Origin of the sequence: Pseudomonas sp. B111, from assembly GCF_026428275.1 — a bacterium.
In the GTDB taxonomy this organism is placed as follows: domain Bacteria; phylum Pseudomonadota; class Gammaproteobacteria; order Pseudomonadales; family Pseudomonadaceae; genus Pseudomonas; species Pseudomonas aeruginosa.
Genome location: NZ_CP097857.1, coordinates 2,617,821 through 2,639,861 on the forward strand (window position 1 = coordinate 2,617,821; position 22,041 = coordinate 2,639,861).

Annotated in this window: 22 protein-coding genes and 1 pseudogene; 5 read left to right on the top strand and 18 right to left on the bottom strand. The window is 67.6% G+C overall.

Annotated features, from left to right (window positions below):
- Positions 1-32: 32 nt before the first annotated feature.
- Both katE and M6E97_RS12140 read right to left on the bottom strand, forming a co-directional pair.
- The gene (gene katE, locus M6E97_RS12135; RefSeq protein ID WP_021264737.1) at positions 33-2,162 is read right to left on the bottom strand and encodes a catalase HPII; all 2,130 of its coding nucleotides are present in this window, start codon (positions 2,160-2,162) and stop codon (positions 33-35) included.
- A gap of 80 nt (positions 2,163-2,242) precedes the next feature.
- Entirely contained in the window at positions 2,243-2,410 is a 168-nt protein-coding gene (locus M6E97_RS12140; RefSeq protein WP_003088912.1) for a general stress protein, read from the bottom strand.
- A 248-nt stretch (positions 2,411-2,658) separates the two neighbouring features.
- Here M6E97_RS12140 and M6E97_RS12145 point away from each other — a divergent pair, with 248 nt between their 5' ends.
- On the top strand, positions 2,659-2,823 hold the full coding sequence (locus M6E97_RS12145) for a hypothetical protein (RefSeq protein WP_003109864.1): 165 nt from the start codon (positions 2,659-2,661) through the stop codon (positions 2,821-2,823).
- An 85-nt stretch (positions 2,824-2,908) separates the two neighbouring features.
- Positions 2,909-3,307 (top strand): hypothetical protein, encoded by a 399-nt coding sequence (locus M6E97_RS12150; protein WP_003100818.1) that lies wholly within the window; start codon positions 2,909-2,911, stop codon positions 3,305-3,307.
- Positions 3,308-3,313: 6 nt separating this feature from the next.
- On the opposite strand, the gene M6E97_RS12155 is transcribed toward M6E97_RS12150, so the two are convergent.
- Complete coding sequence (locus M6E97_RS12155; RefSeq protein ID WP_003100816.1) at positions 3,314-5,752, bottom strand: glycogen/starch/alpha-glucan phosphorylase; 2,439 nt, start codon at positions 5,750-5,752, stop codon at positions 3,314-3,316.
- Positions 5,753-5,804: 52 nt separating this feature from the next.
- Positions 5,805-6,092 (bottom strand): DUF2513 domain-containing protein, encoded by a 288-nt coding sequence (locus M6E97_RS12160; RefSeq protein WP_033995272.1) that lies wholly within the window; start codon positions 6,090-6,092, stop codon positions 5,805-5,807.
- A 243-nt stretch (positions 6,093-6,335) separates the two neighbouring features.
- On the opposite strand from M6E97_RS12160, the gene M6E97_RS12165 reads away from it, so the two are divergent.
- The gene (locus M6E97_RS12165; RefSeq protein WP_003088902.1) at positions 6,336-6,524 is read left to right on the top strand and encodes a hypothetical protein; all 189 of its coding nucleotides are present in this window, start codon (positions 6,336-6,338) and stop codon (positions 6,522-6,524) included.
- Between the two features lie 19 nt (positions 6,525-6,543).
- Here the strand turns inward: M6E97_RS12165 and M6E97_RS12170 are convergent, their stop codons facing one another.
- The 6 genes and pseudogenes from M6E97_RS12170 to M6E97_RS12195 all read right to left on the bottom strand — a co-directional run bounded on the left by M6E97_RS12170 (position 6,544) and on the right by M6E97_RS12195 (position 11,438).
- Positions 6,544-7,404, bottom strand: a complete 861-nt coding sequence (locus M6E97_RS12170) for an SDR family oxidoreductase (RefSeq protein ID WP_003109865.1) — start codon at positions 7,402-7,404, stop codon at positions 6,544-6,546.
- Positions 7,401-7,948 (bottom strand): annotated as a pseudogene (locus M6E97_RS12175) (CinA family protein). The gene M6E97_RS12170 and the pseudogene M6E97_RS12175 overlap by 4 nt, the downstream one beginning before the upstream one ends.
- 10 nt (positions 7,949-7,958) lie before the next feature.
- The gene (locus M6E97_RS12180; protein WP_003088895.1) at positions 7,959-8,198 is read right to left on the bottom strand and encodes a metallothionein; all 240 of its coding nucleotides are present in this window, start codon (positions 8,196-8,198) and stop codon (positions 7,959-7,961) included.
- A gap of 19 nt (positions 8,199-8,217) precedes the next feature.
- A complete protein-coding gene (locus M6E97_RS12185) occupies positions 8,218-8,433 on the bottom strand; it encodes a PLDc N-terminal domain-containing protein (protein WP_003088893.1) in 216 nt (71 codons plus the stop codon).
- A 75-nt stretch (positions 8,434-8,508) separates the two neighbouring features.
- Complete coding sequence (gene ligD / locus M6E97_RS12190) at positions 8,509-11,031, bottom strand: DNA ligase D (protein WP_034005588.1); 2,523 nt, start codon at positions 11,029-11,031, stop codon at positions 8,509-8,511.
- 17 nt (positions 11,032-11,048) lie between these two features.
- Positions 11,049-11,438: a response regulator gene (locus M6E97_RS12195; protein WP_003088884.1), complete on the bottom strand. Its 390-nt coding sequence runs from the start codon at positions 11,436-11,438 to the stop codon at positions 11,049-11,051.
- A 248-nt stretch (positions 11,439-11,686) separates the two neighbouring features.
- Here M6E97_RS12195 and M6E97_RS12200 point away from each other — a divergent pair, with 248 nt between their 5' ends.
- Both M6E97_RS12200 and M6E97_RS12205 read left to right on the top strand, forming a co-directional pair.
- Positions 11,687-12,211 (top strand): hypothetical protein, encoded by a 525-nt coding sequence (locus tag M6E97_RS12200; RefSeq protein WP_003088874.1) that lies wholly within the window; start codon positions 11,687-11,689, stop codon positions 12,209-12,211.
- Positions 12,212-12,236: 25 nt separating this feature from the next.
- The gene (locus tag M6E97_RS12205; protein WP_003088873.1) at positions 12,237-12,686 is read left to right on the top strand and encodes a DUF421 domain-containing protein; all 450 of its coding nucleotides are present in this window, start codon (positions 12,237-12,239) and stop codon (positions 12,684-12,686) included.
- On the opposite strand, the gene M6E97_RS12210 is transcribed toward M6E97_RS12205, so the two are convergent.
- From M6E97_RS12210 to M6E97_RS12245, 8 genes are all read right to left on the bottom strand, one after another.
- Entirely contained in the window at positions 12,664-14,028 is a 1,365-nt protein-coding gene (locus M6E97_RS12210) for a cation:proton antiporter (RefSeq protein ID WP_033938869.1), read from the bottom strand. The two genes, M6E97_RS12205 and M6E97_RS12210, sit on opposite strands and share 23 nt — an antisense overlap.
- Before the next feature lie 28 nt (positions 14,029-14,056).
- The gene (locus tag M6E97_RS12215; RefSeq protein WP_003088871.1) at positions 14,057-14,581 is read right to left on the bottom strand and encodes a DUF4142 domain-containing protein; all 525 of its coding nucleotides are present in this window, start codon (positions 14,579-14,581) and stop codon (positions 14,057-14,059) included.
- 141 nt (positions 14,582-14,722) lie between these two features.
- Positions 14,723-15,580, bottom strand: a complete 858-nt coding sequence (locus M6E97_RS12220) for an EAL domain-containing protein (RefSeq protein ID WP_033938871.1) — start codon at positions 15,578-15,580, stop codon at positions 14,723-14,725.
- The gene (locus tag M6E97_RS12225) at positions 15,577-16,290 is read right to left on the bottom strand and encodes a molecular chaperone (protein ID WP_003113635.1); all 714 of its coding nucleotides are present in this window, start codon (positions 16,288-16,290) and stop codon (positions 15,577-15,579) included. Before M6E97_RS12225 ends, M6E97_RS12220 begins: the two co-directional genes overlap by 4 nt.
- Positions 16,280-17,641 carry a fimbrial protein gene (locus M6E97_RS12230; RefSeq protein ID WP_003088866.1) on the bottom strand — a complete coding sequence of 454 codons (1,362 nt, stop codon included), beginning with the start codon at positions 17,639-17,641 and terminating at the stop codon, positions 16,280-16,282. Before M6E97_RS12230 ends, M6E97_RS12225 begins: the two co-directional genes overlap by 11 nt.
- Positions 17,638-20,256 (bottom strand): fimbria/pilus outer membrane usher protein, encoded by a 2,619-nt coding sequence (locus tag M6E97_RS12235; protein WP_034005587.1) that lies wholly within the window; start codon positions 20,254-20,256, stop codon positions 17,638-17,640. Before M6E97_RS12235 ends, M6E97_RS12230 begins: the two co-directional genes overlap by 4 nt.
- A complete protein-coding gene (locus M6E97_RS12240; RefSeq protein WP_003088863.1) occupies positions 20,240-20,986 on the bottom strand; it encodes a molecular chaperone in 747 nt (248 codons plus the stop codon). The genes M6E97_RS12235 and M6E97_RS12240 overlap by 17 nt, the downstream gene beginning before the upstream one ends.
- 87 nt (positions 20,987-21,073) lie before the next feature.
- The gene (locus tag M6E97_RS12245; RefSeq protein WP_003120281.1) at positions 21,074-21,625 is read right to left on the bottom strand and encodes a fimbrial protein; all 552 of its coding nucleotides are present in this window, start codon (positions 21,623-21,625) and stop codon (positions 21,074-21,076) included.
- Positions 21,626-22,041 lie beyond the last annotated feature (416 nt).

The window sequence follows — 22,041 nt, forward strand, 5'->3', positions numbered from 1 at the left end:
GAAGGTGCGATCGGATTCGCCAGCGGCGCTCCTCAGGCGGGGATCGCCTTGGTCGCCGCCTCGCGCTGCCAGATCCGGTGCTGCATCAATGCCTGGCGCAGGCCGGGGAAGACATCGGTGGCCGTGGCGCCGAGCACCACGCCGGGGTCGCCAGGCAACGAAAGCTGGCTGGCCAGCGCCTGGGCATCGCCGGCGAAGGCCACTGGCTTCAGGTGCTTGTAGGCTTCCAGCAGGTAGTGCAGGCCGCGCCCGTCAGCGCCGATGGCCTGGCTGCTGGCCGCGCCGCCAGGCACGAAGACCGCGTCGAAGGCTACCGACGGCAGGCCGTCCCAGGTTCCCTCAGGGCTCAGTTCGGCGCCGTTTTCAGCCTGCACCGGCGAAGCGCTGGGCGCGATCAGCTTGGCGTCCGCGCCCTCCTGGCGGAGCGCGTCGCGCAGGTCGCTGACGTCGCTCTCGGCGACGCCGTCGGCGATCAGGATCGCCACCTTGCGCGAACGGATGTCGCCGGACAGCAGGTTCATCTGGCTCAGCGCCGGCGACGGCTTCGGCTGCGGTGCCGGGTTGGCCGGCGCGGCGAGCTGCACACCGACGTTCGCCGCGACCCTGGCGGCCAGTTGCGGATCGATGTTGAGGAGTATCTGGTTGACTTCGCGCTCACGGATCGATTGCCGCTCGACCTTGGACAGTTCGAAGCTGTAGGCGGCGACGATATGCGCCTGCTCGGCCTCGCTCATGCTGTGCCAGAACAAAGCGGCCTGGCTGAAATGATCGGCGAAGGAGTCGGCGCGCTTGCGCAGCTTGCTGCCGCTGACCGGCTCGTGGTAGCTGGAGAAGCCGCCGTTGCGCGCCGCCGGCGGGGTTTCCTTCGGCCAGCCGCCGTCGATCGAGTTCGGTTCATAGGAAGCCCGGCCGCGGTTGATGGTCTGCCGGTGCGGCGCGTCGCGCTGGTTGTTGTGGAACGGACACAGCGGGCGGTTGATCGGGATTTCGTTGAAGTTCGGCCCGCTCAGGCGCAGCAGTTGGGTGTCGGTATAGGAGAACAGCCGACCCTGCAACAGCGGGTCGTTGGTGAAGTCGATTCCGGGGACCAGGTGGCCGACGTGGAACGCCACCTGTTCGGTCTCGGCGAAGAAATTGTCGGGGTTGCGGTTGAGTACCATCCGTCCCACCACCCTTACCGGCACCAACTCCTCGGGCACCAGCTTGGTGGGGTCGAGCAGGTCGAAGTCGAAGCTGTCCTGCTGGTTCTCCGGGATCACCTGCAGGCCCAGTTCCCATTCGGGATAGTCGCCCTTCTCGATGTCCTCCCAGAGGGTCCGCCGGTTGAAGTCGGGGTCCTTGCCGGCGAGCTTCTGCGCCTCGTCCCAGACCAGCGAGCAGGTCCCGGACTTCGGTCGCCAGTGGAACTTGACCAGCACGCTCTCGCCGGCCGCGTTGACCAGGCGGAAGGTGTGCACGCCGAAGCCCTGCATGTTGCGGTAGGCGATCGGAATGGCGCGATCGGACATCAGCCACATGACCATGTGCGCCGACTCCGGGGTCAGCGAAACGAAGTCCCAGAAGGTGTCGTGGGCAGACGCTCCGGTGGGAATCTCGTTGTGCGGTTCGGGTTTCACCGCATGGACGAAGTCCGGGAACTTGATCGCATCCTGGATGAAGAACACCGGCATGTTGTTGCCGACCAGGTCGAAGTTGCCTTCGTCGGTATAGAACTTCACGGCGAAGCCGCGTACGTCACGCACCGTATCCGCGGACCCGCGCGGCCCCTGCACGGTGGAGAAACGCACGAAGACCGGGGTACGCTTGCCCGCCTCGGCGAGGAAGCCGGCCTTGGTCAGGTCGCTGAGGTCCTCGTAGGCCTCGAAGTAGCCATGCGCCGCCGAGCCACGAGCGTGGACCACGCGCTCGGGAATGCGCTCGTGGTCGAAGTGGGTGATCTTCTCGCGCATGATGAAGTCTTCGAGCAACGACGGTCCGCGCTCGCCGGCCTTCAGGGTGTTCTGGTTATCGGCGATGCGGGTGCCGGTATTGGTGCTCAGGGCCTCTCCGGTGGCGTCCTCGCGATAGGCCTCCAGCTGTTCCAGCTTGGCGTTGCTGTTGCCACGGTCGACGGTGTCGGTGCCGGCCGCCTGGCTGCGCTGCTCGTTGTTCTGCTCGCTCATCGGTTTCCTCTCCTCATCCTGGGCATGAAAATGGGGCGGATGCCTCCCTGCTCCGCCCCATTCACTTCACTGCGCGGTTATCAGTTCCCGCCGTGGCTGCGCTGGCCACCTTTCTTGCCAGCCTCGGAGGCCCGCTGCGGATCGTTCTTGAAGTTGCCGCCGCTGGCCTGGCCGCCCTTCTTGCCGGCCTCCGAAGCACGTTTCGGGTCTTCCGCGAAGTTGCCTTTACCACCTTGATGCTGTGCCATTTCTATTTCCTCCGAATAATCTCTTCAGAACAGATTTCATGGACGCATGCGTTGCGCATGCCCTAACTCTGAGAGGGTGTTTCGCCAGGGGTTCAGATTATTTTCAGCGAATGAAAGCGAAGCGTTTTGCCAGCATGTTTCGAGCGCAATCCATAGGGTTCAAAGATCCTTGCCTTATTCCATTGCCAGCATTGACAGAAATCCCAGAATTGCGTCAGATGAAAGCCCGCACATCTCGGAGGAGCACCATGAAACCCTACGAGCATCCGGCCTACAGCGATCCCGTGGTAAGCAACGAAGAACCCGATCGCGATTGCCATGAATGGAATTTCGAACCGGGAGACAGCGATCAGGAACCCTACCCCGAATATCATGGAGCGAATACCGAAGAAGACCCAGGCGGAGGCACTTAATTATTCTTTTCTATTGCAATCCCTGACATTCCGATAGACCCATTCAATAATTAATCGTCGAACTTTAAAACAAATGGAACTCGCCATGGAAAACAGTGACGAAGTGCGATTCCAGCACTATTTCATTTCTCTCGTCGAACAGGTGGCGAAACCGCTTTTCGTCGACTCCTGCGAAGAGGCGCGCAGCTACGGCCTGGACTGCAACGTGGACCTCGACCTCGACGAGGACGGCCATCCTCGCCTGCGCCTGGAAGTCGGCGAGCCGGGAGGCGAGAAAAGCCACTACAGCCTGCTGGCGATTCCCGGCGAGCGGGTCATCCATCGCCAGTACCTGGCCGGGGCCCAGGAATGGCACAGCCTGCCGGCCGAGCTGGCGTCGATCAACCCGATGGTGCTGGACAGCGAGCTGGCGGTATTCTTCCGCCGCGCCTTCGACCTTCGCCTGGAGGGCCCCGAACGCCGTCACCCGGCCGGCTTCTGGTAAGGCCCTTCATAGCTTCCAGATATCCCGGGCGTATTCGCTGATCGTCCGGTCGGCGCTGAACCAGCCGATCCGCGCCACGTTGAGCAACGCCGAGCGCCACCAGCGATCGGGCTCGCGCCAGACTTCCTCGACCCGGCACTGCGCATGCCAGTAGGCCTCGAAGTCGGCGCAGAGCATGAAGCGGTCGTCGTGCACCAGGCCGTCCACCAGCCCTTCGTAGCGGCTGCGGTCGTCGGCCGAGAACAGCCCACTGCGGATCGCCTCCAGGGCTTCCTCCAGCCGCGGCGAGGCCGCGATCACCCCGCCCATCTCCAGCTCCCCGGCTTGCCGGCGCTGCTCCACCTGCTGGGCGCTGAGGCCGAAGATGAACATGTGTTCCAGGCCGATCCGCTGGCTCATCTCGACGTTGGCGCCGTCCAGGGTGCCGATGGTCAGCGCGCCGTTGAGGGCGAACTTCATGTTGCTGGTCCCGGAGGCCTCGAGCCCGGCGGTGGAAATCTGCTCGGAGAGGTCCGCCGCGGGAATGATCGCCTCGGCCAGGCTGACGTTGTAGTTGGGCAGGAACACCAGCTTGAGCAGGCCGCGCACGGTGGGGTCGTCGTTGATGGTGCGGGCGATGTCGTTGGCCAGCTTGATGATCAGCTTGGCCTGGTGGTAGCTGGCGGCAGCCTTGCCGGCGAAGATCTTCACCCGCGGCACGCGGTCGGCGGTCGGGTCGTTGCGGATCTCCTGGTACAGCGCCACGGTGTGCAGCAGGTTGAGCAACTGCCGCTTGTATTCGTGGATACGCTTGATATGCACATCGAACAGCGCTTCCGGTTCGATCGCCACGCCGAGGCTGTCCAGCACCAGGCGCGCCAGGGCGGTCTTGTTCTGCCGGCGCTGCTCGGCGAAGCGCGCCCGCAGCCTGGCGTCCTCGACGTGTTCCTCGAGGTCCGGCAGGCGCCGTTCCGGGGTGTCCAGCAGGTCGGCGCCGAGGGTCTCCACCAGCAGCTCGGTCAACCCCGGGTTGGCCTGGAACAGCCAGCGGCGGAACGACACGCCGTTGGTCTTGTTGCTGATGCGCTGCGGATAGAGGCGATGCAGGTCATGGAACACGGTTTCGCGCATCAGCTCGGTGTGCAATGCCGATACCCCGTTGATCTGGTGCGAACCGAGGAACGCCAGGTTGCCCATGCGCACCCGTCGGCCGTGGCCCTCCTCGATCAGGCTGACCGAACGCAACAGGTCGAAGTCGTGGATGTCCTGGGCACGCAGCGCGTCTATATGGAAGGCATTGATCAGGTAGATGATCTGCATGTGGCGCGGCAACAGGCGCTCCATCAGCGCCACCGGCCAGGATTCCAGAGCTTCCGGGAGCAGCGTGTGGTTGGTGTAGGACAAGGTCGCCACGCTCAGCGCCCAGGCGTCCGGCCAGGCCAATTGGTGCACGTCCACCAGTTGCCGCATCAGCTCGGCGACGGCGATCGCCGGGTGGGTGTCGTTGAGCTGGATCGCCACCTGTTCCGGCAGGCTACGCAGGTCGTGATGATGGCGCAGGTGGCGGTCGAGCAGGTCCTGCAGCGAGGCTGAGACGAAGAAGTACTCCTGGCGCAGGCGCAGTTCCTGACCGGCCTCGGTGCTGTCGGCCGGATACAGCACCCGCGAGATGCTCTCCGCCTTGACCACGTCGACCACCGCGCCGATATGGTCGCCGGCGTTGAAACGGTCCAGTTGCAGGTCTTCCTCGGCGCGGGCGCGCCACAGGCGCAGGGTATTGACGCTGGCACGCCGCCAGCCGACGATCGGCGTGTCGTAGGCGATCGCCCGGATCCGCTCGTCCGGCCGCCAGATGGCTCGGCCACTGTGCTCGCTGTCGACCTGCACGCTGCCGCCGAAGTCGATGTAGTAGCTGACCTCGGGTCGTTCGAACTCCCAGGGATTGCCGAAGTCCAGCCAGGTCTCGGTCTGCTCCTGCTGCCAGCCGTCGGTCAGCACCTGGCGGAACAGGCCATGCTCGTAGCGGATGCCATAGCCATGCGCGGGAATGTCGAGGCTGGCCATGCTTTCCATGAAGCATGCCGCCAGGCGTCCGAGGCCGCCGTTGCCGAGCGCCGCGTCCGGCTCCAGGGCAACGATCCGCTGCAGGTCGACGCCCAGCTCGGCAAGGGCCTGGCGGGTTTCCTCGAGCAGCCCGAGGTTGCCGAGGTTGTCCAGCAACAGGCGACCGATGAGGAACTCCAGGGACAGGTAGTAGACCCGCTTGCGCGCGGGCGCTTCACCTTGCGGGGTGGCCTCCTCCCAGTGGTCGATGATGTGGTCGCGCACCGCCAGGGCCACCGCTTCGAACCAGTCGTGCGGGCAGGCGGTGGATGGGTCGCGGCCGACGCTGTAGCGCAGTTTGGCGAGGATGCTGGCTTTCAGGGTCTGGACCGCACTTGGGGTCTGGTCTTGGCTGTCGGGCATCGCCGGGCTTCCTTCCGGCCCGCCGCTGCAGGCCGGTGCTTGCGGGGTTTTCTCAGGCGCTCTTGCGTACCGGCACGGCGGCCGCCGCGCTTTCCTGGCGCAGGCGGTCGAGCAGGTCGTGGCCGGCCAGGGTCAGGTGGTGGACCACCCAGTGCTCCTGGCCGGTCCAGGAATGCTGGACGCTGCCGCAGAGCAGTTGCGCCTGGTTGAGCAACTGCAAGTGGTAGGTCACCGCCTCGCGGCAATGACCGGGCAGCTCGCGCGCTTCCCAGTGCTGGCCGAAGCCAAGGCTTTCCAGATGCTCCAGCAGATCCCTGATCAACCCCCAGTCGCGTTTCATCGCCGTGCTCCTTGTCTGCGTCGCGGCCGGCCGTTCCGGCTACCTAGAAGCGGAGTCGCGGCGGCCGCGATGGTTCATTCTTTTTCGCCGGCGGCCCGCCTGGGCCGCACGACGGAACCGCCGGGCGCCGGCGTCAGTCGGGAGGAGTACCGTTGCCAACGGTCGGTGCGCGAACTGGCGCGAGAGCTGGAGCGCAGCTTCACTGAGCAGTGACCTTTCCCGTATCCCGGCAGGAGCGCTCCGATGCAGGCTTTCATGGTTCATTTCTCAGACGCCGGACAACCCGGCCGGACCGTGCTCACCACTTTCGCGCCAACCCTCAGCACCAGCGAGGCGCACGTTCGCCTGCAACTCTGCTATCCCCTGCTGTTCCCGCAGCGTCTGAGCGCGGTGCGGGTCTACCCCCTGCTGCCGGCGGCGGCACGCGAGTGAACGCGGCCGCCGGGGCGCCTCAGCCGTTGACTACCGTACCGCCGTTGACGTGCAGCACCTGGCCGCTGACGTAGGACGAGTCGTTGCAGGCCAGGTAGACGTAGCTGGCGGCCAGCTCCTCCGGCTGGCCGGGCCGGCCCATCGGCGTATCCGCGCCGAAGTGGGCGACCTTCTCGGCGCTGAAGGTGGACGGGATCAGCGGCGTCCAGATCGGGCCCGGGGCCACGGCGTTGACGCGGATGCCGCGGTTGACCAGGTTCATCGACAGCGACCGGGTGAACGAGGTGATCGCGCCCTTGGTCGAGGAATAGTCGATCAGCTGGGGGTTGCCCTTGTAGGCGGTGATCGAGGTGGTGTTGATGATCGCCCCGCCCTTGCCCATCAGCGGCAGGGCCGCCTTGGTCAACTGGAACATGCCGAAGATGTTGGTGCGGAAGGTCTTCTCCCACTGCTCTTCGCTGATGTCCTCCAGGCGCGCCTGCGGATGCTGCTCGCCGGCGTTGTTGACCAGCACGTCGAGGCGTCCCCATTTCTGCCTTAGCGTGTCCACCACCTGGCGGCAGAAGCCGGCATCGGCGACGTCGCCGGCGAACGCCAGGCACTGGCGGCCGAGCGACTCGATGATCTCGCGGGTCTTCGCCGCGTCTTCGTTCTCATCCAGGTAGACCAGCAGCACATCCGCCTTCTCGCGGGCGAAAGCCACCGCCACCGCGCGGCCGATACCACTGTCGCCGCCGGTGACCAGGGCCACCTTACCCTCCAGCTTGGCCGCCGGACGGTAATCGGCGGAAACGAACTCCGGCTTCGGCTGCATCTCGCTTTCGTGGCCGGGACGTTGATCCTGGTGCTGCGCCGGCAGGGTCTGTCGCTGTTCGCTCATGGTGGTTTCCTCTCTGTCGGACGCCTCAGGCGCGTTCGCCGCGCAAGGCGCGTTGATGGAATTCGGGCAGGCGCCGCAGCGCCCAGCGGGTGGCTTCCCGGCGCATCCGCGCGGGGTCGCCGTGGAAGCGCTCGCGGCGCGAGAACAGGGCGAGGCCGGCGGGCAACCGGAAGGCCCAGGCGAAGCACACGGTACCGGGCGGGATGCCGTCCTTCGCTTCACTGCCGAGCAACCCCGTGACCGCCAGCGCGGCGCTCGCCGGACTGCGTTGCAGGGCCGCCCTGGCCATGGCCTCGGCGACCTCCACGCTGGTCAGGTTGAAACGCTCCAGCCAGTTCGGGTCGAGCCCCAGCAGGGCAAGCTTGGCCGCCGGCGAATAGACGACGAAGCCGCCTTCCATCACCTTGCCGCTGCCGGCCACCGCCGACAGTTCGGCGCTGATCTGCCCGGCAGTACAGGATTCCGCGGTGATCAGGCTGAGGTCGGCGCTACGCAGGTAGGCCACCAGGCGAGAGGCCTCGTCCGCGAGTTGCAGGTCGGGCATGGCACGCTCCTCAGGGCGAGATCGGGTCGCTGGCGGGAAAGGTCTCCTTCAACGCATCGTCCAGCTGGCGATCCTCCGCCACCTGGGGCCGGGTGGTGCCGCCACAGGGGCAATCGGCGTCGCCACACGGCTCGCCCTGGGGGTGGCCGCTGGCGCAGGCCGCGCAGCAATAGTGCTGGCCGTCGCGTTCGACGGCATCGGCGCCGGGCTGGCAGGTGCATTTGGGACAGGCACAGGTTTCGCTGTTCATGGGCAGTCTCCAGTGGGGTTCACTTGCTGTGTTCCGGTGAGGTCACCGGGCGCAAGCCACGGGGGCCGGTCCAGCCCCAGAGGACCAGGCCGAGCACGGGCAGGAGCAGGATCAGCAGCGACCAGCCGAGCTTGCGACTGGCGGAGCTGTCGCTGCGGAGCACGCTGTTGATGGCCCAGGCATCCACCAGGAGCAACAGGACCAGCAGCGCGAGGATCAGGTAGGCGGTATCCATCGGGGGCCTCCTCGGCATCTCGTTGCACGGTGGAGGCCCTGTGCGCCGGGGGAGTTCCGCCTTTTTCGCGGACGGTCAGCCGCGCCCGAGCTGGCGCCGCATGGCCGCGCTGATGCGCTGGCGGGTGCCGGCGTAGTCGGCCCAGGGATCGTCGCCGGCGAGTTCGTCGAGGCGCTGCGGCAGACTGCGCAGGTTCCATTGGTTGGCGCCCTGCAGCGAGTCGAGTTCCTCGCGGAACACCGGTACCGACACCGGCAACCCTTCGCGGGCGCGCACCGAGTAGGCGGCCACGGTGCTGGCGCCGCGGCTGTTGCGCAGGTAGTCGACGAAGATCTTGCCGACCCGGTTGCGCGGCCCGGAAACCGCCGAGAAACGCTCCGGCATCAGGCGCGCCAAGTGCTGGGAGATGGCCTGGGCGAAATCCTTGACCTCGTCCCAGCCATGCCGGCGCTCCAGCGGCACCAGCAGGTGCATGCCCTTGCCGCCGCTGGTCTTGAGGAAGGCGCGCAGGCCCAGCTCGTCGAGCAACGTCAGGCTCAGCTGGGTCGCTTCGAGCATGCGCTTCCACGGCAGCGCCGGGTCCGGGTCGAGGTCGAGGACGAAACGGTCGGGCCGCTCCAGGTTGGCCAGGCTGGCGTTCCAGGTATGGAATTCGATGCTGCCCATCTGCACCGCGCCGACCAGCGCCTCGGCGCTGCGGATCTGCAACAGCGGCGGATGACCGGGATCGAGCGCCGGGTCGAGCTGGACGATGCCGGGGATCTTCAGGCGCGCCGCGTGCTTCTGGAAGAACAGTTCGCCGCCGATTCCGTCGGGGCCGCGCACCAGCGACACCGGGCGCTCGCGCAGGTCGCGCAGGAGCAGGTCGGCGTAGCGCGCATGGAACTCGGCGAGTTCCAGCTTGCTGGCCTGGATCGACGGGTCGATCAGCCGCTGCGGATGGCTGATGCGCACGCCGGCGGTGGCCGCCCGCGACGCACCGGCGCCGGCCTTGCGCGCGCCGCGCAGCGGCGGCGGGCCGGCGGGACGCTCGCCGGTCACCTCGCGCGCCGGCTTGTCTTCGCGCAAGCCGTGGAACACTGCCTGGCGGATGATCCCGCCACGGGTCATCTGCGCATAGGAAACCTCGCACAGCTGTTGCGGGCGCACCCACTGCACCGACCCGGTCTCGCGCGCCGGCGGCACCTTCGCCAATGGGCTGGAGCGGACCGCGAGGGGTTCCAGGCGCTCACGGACCTTCTTCAGGCTGGCAGCGGTGAAGCCGCTGCCGACCTTGCCGGCATAGCGCAGCCGGCACTCCTCGTCAGGACTGTAGAGGCCGAGCAGCAAGGCGCCGATATGCCGGCGAGAGCCCTTCGGCTCGGTATAGCCGACGATCACGAACTCCTGGCGCAACTGGCACTTCAGCTTGATCCAGTCGTTGCTGCGGCGCGAACGGTAGGCGCTGCCCAGACGCTTGCCGATCACGCCTTCGAGACCGAGTTTGCAGGCGCTGGCCAGCAGGTCGCGGGGGTCTTCCGCGAGCGTCGCGGAGAACCGCAGCGGGTCTTCGTCGCGCCCTTCCAGCAGCGCCTCCAGGCGCGCGCGGCGCTCCTCCAGGGCGACATCGCGCAGATCCTCGCCTTCGTGGTACGGCAGGTCGAAGAGGACGTACAGGATGTTCTCGCCGCGACCTTCCTCGAAGGCGTTCTGCAGGGCCTGGAAGTCCGGTCGACCCTCCTCGTCGAGGACCACCAGTTCGCCGTCCAGCCAACTGCGCTGCAGACCGAGCCCGGCCAAGGCCTTCTCCAGGTGCGGCAGGCGTTCGGTCCAGTCATGGCCGTTGCGGGTCAGCAGGCGCACGTGGCCGTCTTCGATGCGGCTCATCAGCCGATAGCCGTCCAGCTTGAGTTCGTAGGCCCACTCCCCTCGCGGAGGCTGCTCGACCAGGCTGGCCAGCTCGGGGGCGATCCATTCGGGCATCGGCGTCTTCCCCCCGCTCTTGCCGCGTCGCGCCGGCCTGGCCGCGGGCGTGGCGGCTTCGCCATGGCGGGGCAGCAGCGTACGCTCGCTGAGCACGCTGTCGGGACGCTCCTTCAGCACGTCGAAGCAATCCAGGCTGCGCGCCTCGCCGTCCTTGGCCTTGACCAGGAACCACTGGGGCTGCTTGCCGCGCAGGTTGGTGCGGATCAGGTGCCAACGCCCGGAGAGTTTCTCGCCATCCAGGGCGAAGCTGAGATGGCCCTTTTCCAGGCCCTCGCGCGGATCGTCCAGAGGCGTCCAGGCGCCTCGGTCCCAGACGATGACATCGCCGGCGCCGTAGTGCCCCTGGGGGATGCTGCCTTCGAAATCGGCATAGTCCAGCGGATGGTCCTCAACCTGCACCGCGAGCCGCTTCACCGCCGGGTCGAGGCACGGCCCCTTGGGCACCGCCCAGCTCTTCAGGGTGCCATCCAGCTCCAGGCGGAAGTCGTAGTGCAGGCGGCTGGCGTCGTGCTTCTGGACGCAATAGCGGAGCAGCCCGGTGCTGTCCTTGCGAGGCTTGCGGCCGCTGGGCTCCGGGGTCTGGCGGAAATCGCGCTTGCGGGCGTACTCGGCGAGCGGCTTGCTGCTGGGCATGGTGGGCTCCTCGGTGGTCAGACGCCGGGGCAGACCGGCGCGCTGTGCAGGACCAGGTCGATGGCTTTCCCCAGTTCCTCCAGGGTCACCGGTTTGAGCAGCACCGGATAGGGTGCCGCCGGGTCGATGCCGACGCGAGCGCTGTCGCTGAGCAGGATCACCCGCATCCGCGGGCGCACCGGCAGGCTGGTTTCGATGAGCATGCTGCCGCTCAGAGGACCTTCGAGCTGCTCGCTGAGCAGGAACAGGTCGATCACCGCGTCCGAGGCCAGGTGGTCGAGGGCTTCGTCGCGACTCGCCGCGCTGAGCACCGCGTAGCCTCGATCGAGGAGGAATTCCTCGATCCGCCAGAGCTGGTCGGCGTGTTCTTCGAGGACCAGGACGATCTTGTTTTCTCCGTTCACCATGGTTCTCCCTGTCGGATTGTCAGGAAGGCTTCGCTGCAAGGTTCGCGCCGTCCGCCCCGCTTGCGCCGGAGCAGCGTGACCACGGCGATTGGGCGCGGGCTGATCGCAAAGTGCGATCAGCAGAGTGCCCGGAAGGCGCCTGTTCATCGTGCAGATTGCCCGACCCGCGCCGACCGCTGGTAAGCCCGCCGGCACCAACCGCGTCGACCGGGGTCCAGCCTGAGAGACCGCGAGCGAAGGAGCCAGCCATGCGCCCTGCCCCAGAAGACGCCGCAGACGATGCGTTCGACCAGCGCGAGTATCCGATCCCGGAGCGCCTGGAAAGCCAGCGCCGCGCCTGGCGTTTCGAACGGGCGGGCCTGTGGGTCCTGCTCGGGGTGATCCTCCTGGCGCTGACCGGGGTGTTCGCCGGCGGGCCTCTGAGTTCGCGGACGCTGGTCAGCGACAGCGGCAGGCTGACCCTGGCCTACGAGCGTTTCGAACGCAGCGGCGCCGCCAGCCGCCTGCGCATCGATCTGCGCGGCGCGCCGGGCACCGAGGTTGGCGTGCGCCTGGGCGGCGGACTGCTACAGGCGCACAGCATCCAGAGCCTGCAACCGCAACCGCTGCGCAGTCACAGCTGGCGGGGTGGCCTGGAACTGGAGGGAAGGCTCGACGAAGACGGTCGCCTGAGCCTGTTCCTGACGTTGTTGCCGAACCAGCTCGGCGAAGTCGCCAGTCGACTGGAGTTCGCCGGCGAGAGCCTGGCCTTCGACCAGTTCATCTACCCCTGAGTCATCCTTTCCGAGGAGGCGCACGATGGATTCCGTACTGCGAGCCGCCGCGCTCTACCTGGTCCTGCTGGTACTCTTCCGCATCGCCGGGCGGCGTTCACTGACCGACATCACCACCTTCGACCTGCTGCTGCTGATGATCATCGGCGAAGCCACCCAGCAGGCGCTGCTGGGCGACGACTTCTCGCTGGTCAACGCGGTACTGGTGATCATCACCCTGATCGTCATCGACGTCGGTCTGTCCCTGCTCAAGCTGCGCCATCCGAAGCTCGACACCCTGATCGAGGGCTCGCCGACGCTCATCGTCGAGTACGGCAGGCCATTGCACGCACGCCTGGCCGAGGCCCGCCTGCGCGAGGAAGACATTCTCCTGGCCGCCCGCGAGACCCAGGGCCTGGAACGCATGGAGCAGATCCGCTTCGCCATCCTCGAGAAGAACGGCAAGATCTCGATCATTCCCGATCGCGGCGACTGACGCTACGCGCGTGGCACATCAGCAGCGGCTGGATGCTCAGGCCGTGCACGCAGATGCTCAGGGCGACGAGGCTCAGCACCAGGTCGCTGGCGGTATGCGCGAGCGCCGTAGGCAGCCCCTGGTTCAGCGCGTAGCTGAGGTAGTACAGGCTGCCGATGCCGCGGATGCCGAACCAGCCGAGCAGGCGCCGCTGCGCCGGGTGCATCAGCCGCCGGCCGACCAGCAGCCAGACCATCGCCGGCCGGCACACGCAGAACAGCAGCAGCGCCAGCGGCAGCGCGCGCCAGTCCCAGTGCTGGTAGAGCATGGCGCCGAGCAGGGTCACCAGCAGCACTTCCAGCGAGCGCTCCAGCAGGTTGCCGAAGGAGAGCACGTCGAGCATCACCGCGCCGGCTGCCACCTTCGGGTGTTCGCTGCGGTCGGCGCCATACTCGATGGCGCCGCTGGCCTGCCCGGCCTCGCGCACGTCGGCGGCGGCCGCCTGCGCCTCGGCCGGTGCCGAGGCGTGTCCCAGCGTCGCCACCTCGGCGTGGCGCAGGCCGATCCCGGCGGCGAAGCTGGCGAGGAAGCCCCAGCCGCCCAGCGCGTCGGCGCCGACATAGGACAGCGCGATCAGCGCCAGGGCGAGGAAGTCGTTGGCCGACACCGAGGTGTCGGTGTGCCGCGCCCGCAGGTGGATGGCCAGGCGGCCGAGGCCATGGCCCAGGCAATAGCCCACCAGCAATCCGGCGGGGATGGCCCAGAGGACGTCGCGCAGCAGCCAGTCCAGGCCGCTGCGGTCGAACTCGCCAGGCAGGCCGCCGCCCTGACCGATCAGCAGCAGGGCGGCGATGACGAAGGGAAAGGCGATGCCGTCGTTGAGTCCCGCCTCGCCGGATACGGCGTAGCGCAGGCGATCGTCGTCGCCGGCGTGGTTGACCTGGATGTCGCTGGCCAGCACCGGGTCGGTGGGCGCGAGGATCGCCGCGACCAGCAAGGCCAGCCCCCAGTCCAGGCCGAACAGGAAATGCGCGCCCAGGGTAAGGCCGAGGATACAGCCGAGCAGGACCGGTCCGGCCAGCAGCCAGGCGGCGGTCCAGGCCGGCGAGCGCAGCGGCAGGCGCAGCTTGAGGCCGCCGATGAACAGCGAGATCAGCAGGGCCGCCTCGGCGAGGTGTTCGAACCAGCCGCTGATGTCCGCCAGGCCACTGCGCCAGGCATGCAGCCCGGCCGGGCCGATGGCCAGGCCGAACAGCAGGTAGAGGAACGAGGTGCTGACCGGCAGCAGGCGCAGGTAGGCCGAGGCCAGGCCGAGCGTCAGCAGGATGCAGCCCAGTACCAGCAACCACAGGCTGAAGCTCATGCCTGGCCAGGCTCCGCCCGCGGGGGCGTTACTTGGATGGGTGCGCCTTGGCCAGCGCGCGGGCCATTTCCAGGTGGTGCTTCAGGGCCGGCAGGTGGGTCTTGGCGAAGGCCTGCAGTTCCGGGTCGGTGAGGTTGTCTGCGGCCTGGGTGAAGAGTTCCACGGCTTTCTCGTGGGCCGCCACCTGGTTGTTGGCGTAGGCCGGGTCGAAGGAGGCGTCGCGCAGGTCGAGCAGGGTCGCCTTGGCCTTGTCGGTCAGGCTGGCGTCGTCTTCGACCTCCAGTTTCTTGCGCTCGGCCAGGCTGCGCAGTTCGGCGTTGACCTTGCCGTGGTCGTCGATCATCTGCTTGGCGAATACCTTCACATCGGCGGCGGTGCTCTTTTCCAGCGCCATCTTGCCGGCTTCGATTTCCGCCACGCCGGCCGCCGAGGCCTCGCTGACGAAGGTCTGTGGCGCGGTCTTGTTCATGTCCTGGGCGTTGGCGAAAGGCAGGGCCAGGACCAGCAGGAGCCAGGCGGCTCCCTTGAGGGGAAGGCTGATTGCTCTGTTCATGGTCGACTCCGTTGGCGTGACAGGGAAAAAATGCCGGGACTTCGGCACAACGCACCTCGGCATCGTCGCTGCTGTGACGGCGCCGCTGGCCGACCGTTCAGATTTTTCGCCGACCGTGCCAGGCCGGGGGCCCCTCCCCGGTCACCCCTGGCGGCTCGCCAGCGCCTCGATCCGCGCCCGGCTCTTCGGCCGGCGTACGGACAGCGGCGGTTCGACCCGCATCGGCGGCGCGATCGCGTTGCCCTGGAGATAGACGTCCCCGGTCGGCAGCCGGGCGAACGCATCGTCCTCCTCGAGACCTTCCAGGACCACGCAGGGCGCCAGTTCGCGGCACAGGGCCAGCAGATGGCGCAGCACTTCGGCACCCTTCGCCGAGCGACGTGCTTCGCGGGTATACCGGCAATCGATCTTGATCACATCGGGACGGGCATCGAGAACGAAGTCCAGGTTGTTGTGCGCCGCGCCGAAGTCGTCTATAGCGATGCGCACGCCATGTTCGCGCAGGCGTCGGATGAACTCCCGGGTCGCGACTCTCTCGCCCACGGCGGTCTCGGTCAGCTCCAGCGTCAGCCGCCGTGCCACCTGCGGACGGGCGGCCAGCCATCGGCAGACGGCTTCCCACCAGGCATCCATCGCCGCGCTCTGGCGCGACAGGTTGCAGGCCAGGCGCAAGGTAGGCTCGGCGTTCAGCCGGTCGAGGACCGTGCCCAGCACGCAGCGATCGAGCAGGCGTATCAGGCCGAGCCGCTCCAGCGCCAGGATCAGTTCCTGGGTCGGCAACGGCGGCTCGCCGCTGGCGGCCGTGACCCTGAGCAGGGTTTCCCGGTAGAGCGGCTCCCATTCCGGATGCCCGGCATGCCGTACGGCCTGCCAGTCCAAGCGCACCCGACCGCGCGCCAGGGCGGCCTGGAAACGCCGGGCCAGGCGCAGGTCGCCGGCCAGGGAGGCGGCAACGGTCGGCGGGTGCTCGTGCTGGCGAGCCTGTGGGGAACTGTTCACTGTAGAGCTTTCCTTTCCTGGCGGCTGACGCCGTTGTCGTCGATCCAGTCGAACGCCACCTCGCCGCGCGTCCCGCCGTCCACCCGCCGCGGCAGGCCGAGGCGTCGTTGCGAGCGCGGAGCCAGCAGCGTTCCGGGCAGATCCAGGCGCGTCTCCCCTATCTCCAGCGCCAGCCCCGCCAGGGACACGAAGTACGGCGTCGGGTTGTCCACCCGCAGGGTCTCGTCGCGCAGCGCGAAGCCCAGTTCGGCGGCCGCGTCCTCGGCGTGCGGATGCAGGCCGTGCGGGCGGTACAGCACCTTCATCTGGGTTCGCAGGGTGACCGTGAGCCGGGGCCGGCCAGCGGCCTCGGCGGTGGCTTGCGGGGGGATCTCGTAGATGTTCAGCCAGTACAGCGATTCGCGATCCCGTGCCTGGGCCTGGCCGGTAGCCAGCAGGCGCAGGCTGCGCTGGCGTCCCGGCTCCAGGCGGAATACGGGCGGCAGCGGCAGGAACGGAGCCAGCGCGGTATCCGGTTCGCCGTCGAGGGCGCCGTCATCGACCCACGCCTGCACCAGCACCGGGTAGGGATTCTGGTTGACCAGCAGCAACGAGGCCTCGCGCTGGCCCTCCACGAACACCAGGCGGGTGCGCTCCGCGGTCACTCCGGCCTCGCTCGTCGGCGCGAGGCAAAGCATGGCCAGCAGCGCGAGCGCGCGCCTACTGGACACGGATAACCACCTGCGCCGTGGCCTCGACTCGCCCCGCCGTGACGCCGGGCTGGCTGCCGAGCGCGAGTTTCTCCAGGCGCGCGCGGAAGGTTTCGCGGTACAGGTCGATGCCGCCGCTACCGCCGTTGGCCTGGGTCGCGCCACCGATGGCGGGGTACCAGCCGGTGGCCTCGGCGTTGCTGCCGCCGGCGGAGTTCTCGTTGGCCAGGAGCGTCATCGGCGTGCCGTCGCGGTAGATGCGGATGCCGACCCCACGGGCAATGCCCGGCTCCCCGTAACGGTCGGAGAGCAGGTAGGACAGTCCGCCACTGGCGTTGACCAGGCCCAGCGCCGGGCTGGCCGCCAGGGCCCCGCTGGACACGCGGATGCCCAGCGCCGTGGCGCCGGCCCCGGTGCCGTTGGTCATGCCGCTCTGGCACTTGAAGGTGAGTTCGAAGGGCGCCTCGCGCACGCCGCCGCTATCGATCTCGGCCAGGGTAATGGGCGGGAACTGCACGTGCGGGGTGACCGTCATCACCGCGCAGGTGGGATAGCGTTTCAGGGTCACGTAGCGGTACAGGCCGATGGCACCCGGCCAGTTGCTGTACCAGCCGCCCCAGTTGCCGCCCACGTGCGCCTGGCCGACGGTCGGCGCGGTCAGGCCCGGCCCCTTGATGGCGATGTAGGCCGCCGGCTGGGTGTAGGAATAGGGCTGCGAGAGGATCGTCGGCGAGTAGTAGCGGATCGCCTCCAGCGGCGCGCTGTACAGCTCGGCGCGTACCGCTGCGAGGTTCTTCGCCTTGACCAGCTGGAAGCCGCGCGAGTCGATGTCCAGCCCGGAGAGCTGGCGCTCCTTCCAGATCGGCGTGATGGTTTCCCCCGTCTCGACGTTGGTCAGGCGCAGCAGCACGTTGGGCCAGGCGGTCCGGTAGGCATCCTGCAGGCCGATGTCGTTGCCCACCGTGTCGGCGCCGGTGTAGTAGCCGCTATAGAGATCGTCGCCGTTGGTAGAAAACATCTCGTAGACGGCGTCCCCGGCGCTACAGCGGAAGAACACCCGCTCGGGGTCGTAGCCGCCGGTGGCGCCGTACTGGGTCAGCGGCGCCACCGCGCTGGCGATGAGCGTCGGATAGGGCTGGAAACTCTCGTCGCTGACGTTGACCACGCTGGGCAGGCCGAGCGAGCCATTGCAGGTGTCGCAGGCGCCGGTCCAGCTGCCGGCGGTACCTTCGCCTGGGCGGATCTGGGTGTTCGAGGTGGTCGTCTCGCTGCCTACCGAGGTGACCCGGTAGCAAGTCGCCTGGCCACTGACGGGAAGCCCCAGCGACACGCCGAGGGCCAGCGCGGGCAGCAGAGGAAGCGTGCGGTTCATCTGGCGTTCTCCAGGTTGGAGTCGGTGGTGGCTGCCCGGCAGGTACCGCGCAGGCGGATCAGCGCCTGGTCGCGAGGCACACCGGCCAGGTCGTAGGGCAACTCGCAACGCTCCTTGCGCGCCGTTCCCCATTGCACCAGCAACCTACCCCGCTGGTTTTCCGCGCGCGCATAGACCTGGCCGCCCTGCCCGACCATGCCGATGGCCGCCCCGCCGTCGTCGACCACCACGGCGCCGAGCGGCAGCACACTGCCGTCCTCGCGCCGTGCTTGGATCAGCAGCGGATGGCCGGTCAGCGTCCTGAACGTCACGCGCACGCTGGCACCGGCGTAGGGCGCGACCTTGCGCTCGGTTTCCAGCAGTTCGGCGTCGGGATCGATGCCAACGGGATCGAGGGAGATCGGGTTGTAGCGATAGGGCGACAGCGAGGGGGCCAGCGCATAGCCGTTGCCGTCGATGCGCGCGCCCTGCCCGCCGCGTATCGCGGCACCGCTGGCGCCCTTGGCCTCGACCAGGGCGAAGGTATCGCCGACGCTGGGGCCAAGGGTCAGCCCGTCGCGGTGGGCGACCAGCGCGCCACGGATGCCGCCGCTGTATTGCCGGTAGCGATCGCCCTGGGCATAGCCGGCATTCACGGTGGCCAGCGCCGCCTGCTTCTGCAAGGTGCCGTTCCAGGTGGTGTCGGCGACTTCGCTGTCGCGGTTGGCGGACAGCGCGTAGCTCCAGGTACGCTCGTCGCCCAGCGTACCGTTCAGCCCGGTTTGCAGGCTGCCGCCACGGCTGTCGCCGGAGCGCCGGGTAGCCATGGCGCTGAGCGTCGGCGCCCGACTGGAAGAACCCAGCGGCATGGAGACGCTGAGGGTCAGGGTGTCGTTGCGCTGGCCGCTGCGCCGGTCGCGCCGGAGCAGCTCGACGCCAGGGTCCTGGTCGCCCTGCTCCTGGTAGTAGGTGGTGGTCTGCCGCGACCAGGCGAGGTTGTAGCTCAACTGCCCCCAGGTGTTGGAGTAGCCGAACTGCAATTGGGTGTCGCGGCTCTTGCCGTCGTAGAAATCGCTGGAGGAGCCGGAAAGATAGAGGTTGCCGTAACCGCCGAGGGCCTGGCTCACCAGCAGGTTGAACTGGTTGCGCTGCTTGTAGCTGCCGGAATCCCAGGTGTCCCCGTGGCGCAGTGCGTCGCGCGAGCCGAGCACGTCGCCGAGTTCGCGGTAGCCTTCGGTGGAATAGCGGTAGCCGGCCAGGGTCAGGGTAGTGCCGGTGGGCTGGAAGGTCCGGCTGTAGTCGAGCCCGATGCGCCAGCCCTGCTTGCGCGCGCCATCCTCGACGCGTGCGCTGGAATAGGTGCTGTTCAGGCCGAAGGCGCCGAAGCGGGTGGCGAGGACGCCGCCGCCCAGCATGGCCAGGTAGTCGTCGGCGACACGCAGTCCCAGGTTGGCGGTCAGGGCGTTGCTCATGCCGCGCTGGTAGGTGAAGTCGGCGAACAGGTCGTCGCCGTCACCGTACTGGCGCGCCTGGCCCAGGGTGAAGCTGTAGCGCGACAGGCCGGGACGCATGGACTCCGGGACCGAGGCGAACGGCACGCTGAAGCTCGATACGCTGCCATCGGCTTCGAACACCTGGACGTCCAGGTCGCCGGCATAGGCGCTGTCGTAGAGATCGTCGATGACGAACGGACCGGGGGCGACATTCACCTCGCGGATCTTCCTGCCGTTCTGGCTGATCACCACCCGCGCCGCGGTGGCCGCTGTGCCGCGCACCTGCGGCGCATAGCGGCGCAGGGACTCGGGCAGCATGCGGTCGTCGGTGGCCAGGCTCAGGCCGCGGTAGCCGATGCTGCCGAGCAGGTTGCCGGCGGTGTAGCTCTCCCCCGCCGTCAGTTCGCTGCGCCAGGCCGGCAAGGCGCGCTGGGCATAGGTGCGGATGCTGTTCCACTTGCGCCTGGCCTGCCCGTTGTAGCGGGAATAGGTGTAGTTGGACTGGTGGCGCAAACGCCACAGGCCGAGGTTGATGCCGCTGTTCAGGCCGACATAGGCGTAGTCCGATCGTCCCGATTCGCCGCCGCGGTAGTCGGAGCGATAGAGGTTGGTGTCGTAGTTGACGAAGCCCATGCTATCGCCGGCGTCCCACTCCTCGGGGCTGACGTAGCCGCGCGGCTTGAGGTCGAGCAAGGCTTGCGGCACCGAGAGATCCAGGCGCAGGCGGGCGACGTCCAGGCTGAACCGCGAGCCGGGCAGGCGTGCACCGAGAAAGGCGCAGTGGCGCCCGTCGCCGCTCTTGCGCGGATCGTCACCAGGCTTGGCGCCGAGGCGCTGGCGCAGGAAGTCTTCCTCGAGGCAGGGCTCCACCGCGCCGCTGGCGGGGTTGGCGCGGAAACTCACTTCGCTGCGGCTGGCGAAGCGCTCGTTGAGGTAGACATCGACGTGATAGCGACCCGGATCGATCCGACCGTCCTGGTTGAAGCGCGACAGGTCGCCGCCGCCCAGGGAAGAGCCGAGCAACAGGCGATCATCGAATTCGTAGCCGGGCTGGGCATGACCGAAGGCGCTCGCCGCCAGCGCCATGCCGCCCGCCATCAGGGCCGTGCCGGTGCGGCAGCGGCGTTCATGGCGATAGGTCATGACGGATATCCATATGGGCGCCGTAGTCGTTGATCAGCAGCGCGTGCAGGCGCACACGTCCCGGCGGCAGGGCTTCTCGGGTTTCGGCCTGCCATTCGGCATGGCTGCGCGGCTCCAGCATGCCGCTGCGCAAGCGCCAGCGGCGCTGGCCGACGCTGAGCGTGGCGCTGGCGAACGAGGCGTAGTAGCCACTCGGGTTGTCCACCCGCACCGCCCAGCCGGCGCTGCGCCGGACCAGTGCGAAACGCAGTTGCCCGGGCAGGTCCTCGGGACGGCCCTGGATGCCCGCCGGGCGGTAGAACAGCTTCAGGCGATTGCGCAGCATCAGCAGCATCTGGTTCCGATCCGCATGGCTGCTGTTGCGTGGCGGGATCTGCAGGACGTTGAGATGGAACAGCGATTCGCGATCGCCCGGCAGGCCCTGCCCGGTGTAGACGATGCGCAGCGTCTGGCCGCTGTCCGGGGCCATGCGGAACACCGCCGGATTGACCAGGAACGGCGCGTCCGCCTGGTCCGGCGGCGCGTCCGGGGCGTCGATGTCGACCCAGGCCTGGACGACGTTGGGAAACGCATCGCGATTGCTCAGTTGCACGGTCTTCTCCCGTGCCTCGCCGGGATAGATCACCCGGGTCCCGGTCACCACCACGCTTGCCCGCGCCTGGGCGATGCTCGCCAGCAGGACGAGCAGAAGCGCCGATGTCCTGCCGGATCGGTACGAATGTCTGGGCATGCGGCTTACCTGGCCGGGCACGGTCCAGCGACCGGGCCCGGCTTTAGTGCTGGGAAAAGGAAGGGGCGGCGCATGCGCCGCCGGCATTCACTCGTAACGCAGCGTGTAGGTCACGGCGCCGAGTACCGGACCGGGCGTCACGGTCGCCGCTTCGGAGACGTACTGCACCGCGTAGTCGTAGCTGGTGCTGGTGGCTCCGTTGGCGAGCACGATGTCGCCGGCGGGCACCGCCGCGCCGCCGGCCAGGTCGACCGGGTTGCCGCCGACGCTATCGAGCAATTGCAGCGCCACGCCCGTCGCGCCGCTGGCGGCGGTGTTCACCAGATTCCCGGCGGCGCTGGGGTTGGTGGCCTGGAACAGGGTGGTGAAATGCTCGTCGGCCGTCGGCGCGACGCAATCGGTGAGTTGCAGGGTGAAGGCGGTTTCGCCGGCGCTGCGGCCCACTGCGCCATCGAGGGCGCTCACCGGTACGCTGTCGAGGATCACCGTGGGGTCGGTGAAGCCGTTGACCGCGACCTGGCAGGTCTGGTCGGTCACTTCGCCGCTGAATGTGATAGTGTTTGCCGCCATCGCGGTTCCCGAAGCGGCAATTGCCGCAAAGGCCAATACCACTGCGCATGGGTTCGAAGTTCTGGTCATGCCTATGTTCCTTGTGTGAGGCAATAATCGTCCACCCGCCTTTTATTTCGGCCGGGAACGCGGTAAAGACTCGAACGAGTTCAAATCGATAATCAGTGGTGCGAACCACCGATATAAGTATCCCGTGCACAGGCGTCGAGGTGAACGCCGAACGGCGGACTTATAAATCCGTTCGAGTGCCCGCCATTCGGGGAATTGCCTCTTTTCGCAGGGTACCGCCGCCTCTTCGCGCTATCCGTCGACATTGCAACGCTTGTATTTCCGACTATGGAACTCTGGCATCCCGGCCTCTCTTGCTTGTCTTCGCCAGTTTGGACTTATAATAAAAACCGCCATCCGTGTAATGCATGGATGGTGCCATGCAGTTAACTTCCAAGTTGGAAGTATGCACTTCCCTGTTATTCAACGAATAATTA

Excerpts from the sequence above, each read along its gene's own strand:
- M6E97_RS12205 (WP_003088873.1), top strand. The coding sequence starts at position 12,237 with ATGGATTCCGTACTGCGAGCCGCCGCGCTCTACCTGGTCCTGCTGGTA.
- M6E97_RS12180 (WP_003088895.1), bottom strand. The coding sequence starts at position 8,198 with ATGAACAGCGAAACCTGTGCCTGTCCCAAATGCACCTGCCAGCCCGGC.
- M6E97_RS12150 (WP_003100818.1), top strand. The coding sequence starts at position 2,909 with ATGGAAAACAGTGACGAAGTGCGATTCCAGCACTATTTCATTTCTCTC.
- M6E97_RS12170 (WP_003109865.1), bottom strand. The coding sequence starts at position 7,404 with ATGAGCGAACAGCGACAGACCCTGCCGGCGCAGCACCAGGATCAACGT.
- M6E97_RS12210 (WP_033938869.1), bottom strand. The coding sequence starts at position 14,028 with ATGAGCTTCAGCCTGTGGTTGCTGGTACTGGGCTGCATCCTGCTGACG.
- M6E97_RS12245 (WP_003120281.1), bottom strand. The coding sequence starts at position 21,625 with ATGACCAGAACTTCGAACCCATGCGCAGTGGTATTGGCCTTTGCGGCA.
- M6E97_RS12140 (WP_003088912.1), bottom strand. The coding sequence starts at position 2,410 with ATGGCACAGCATCAAGGTGGTAAAGGCAACTTCGCGGAAGACCCGAAA.
- M6E97_RS12230 (WP_003088866.1), bottom strand. The coding sequence starts at position 17,641 with ATGAACCGCACGCTTCCTCTGCTGCCCGCGCTGGCCCTCGGCGTGTCG.
- M6E97_RS12240 (WP_003088863.1), bottom strand. The coding sequence starts at position 20,986 with ATGCCCAGACATTCGTACCGATCCGGCAGGACATCGGCGCTTCTGCTC.
- M6E97_RS12235 (WP_034005587.1), bottom strand. The coding sequence starts at position 20,256 with ATGACCTATCGCCATGAACGCCGCTGCCGCACCGGCACGGCCCTGATG.
- katE (WP_021264737.1), bottom strand. The coding sequence starts at position 2,162 with ATGAGCGAGCAGAACAACGAGCAGCGCAGCCAGGCGGCCGGCACCGAC.
- ligD (WP_034005588.1), bottom strand. The coding sequence starts at position 11,031 with ATGCCCAGCAGCAAGCCGCTCGCCGAGTACGCCCGCAAGCGCGATTTC.
- M6E97_RS12160 (WP_033995272.1), bottom strand. The coding sequence starts at position 6,092 with ATGAAACGCGACTGGGGGTTGATCAGGGATCTGCTGGAGCATCTGGAA.
- M6E97_RS12185 (WP_003088893.1), bottom strand. The coding sequence starts at position 8,433 with ATGGATACCGCCTACCTGATCCTCGCGCTGCTGGTCCTGTTGCTCCTG.
- M6E97_RS12155 (WP_003100816.1), bottom strand. The coding sequence starts at position 5,752 with ATGCCCGACAGCCAAGACCAGACCCCAAGTGCGGTCCAGACCCTGAAA.
- M6E97_RS12200 (WP_003088874.1), top strand. The coding sequence starts at position 11,687 with ATGCGCCCTGCCCCAGAAGACGCCGCAGACGATGCGTTCGACCAGCGC.
- M6E97_RS12215 (WP_003088871.1), bottom strand. The coding sequence starts at position 14,581 with ATGAACAGAGCAATCAGCCTTCCCCTCAAGGGAGCCGCCTGGCTCCTG.
- M6E97_RS12165 (WP_003088902.1), top strand. The coding sequence starts at position 6,336 with ATGCAGGCTTTCATGGTTCATTTCTCAGACGCCGGACAACCCGGCCGG.
- M6E97_RS12195 (WP_003088884.1), bottom strand. The coding sequence starts at position 11,438 with ATGGTGAACGGAGAAAACAAGATCGTCCTGGTCCTCGAAGAACACGCC.
- M6E97_RS12145 (WP_003109864.1), top strand. The coding sequence starts at position 2,659 with ATGAAACCCTACGAGCATCCGGCCTACAGCGATCCCGTGGTAAGCAAC.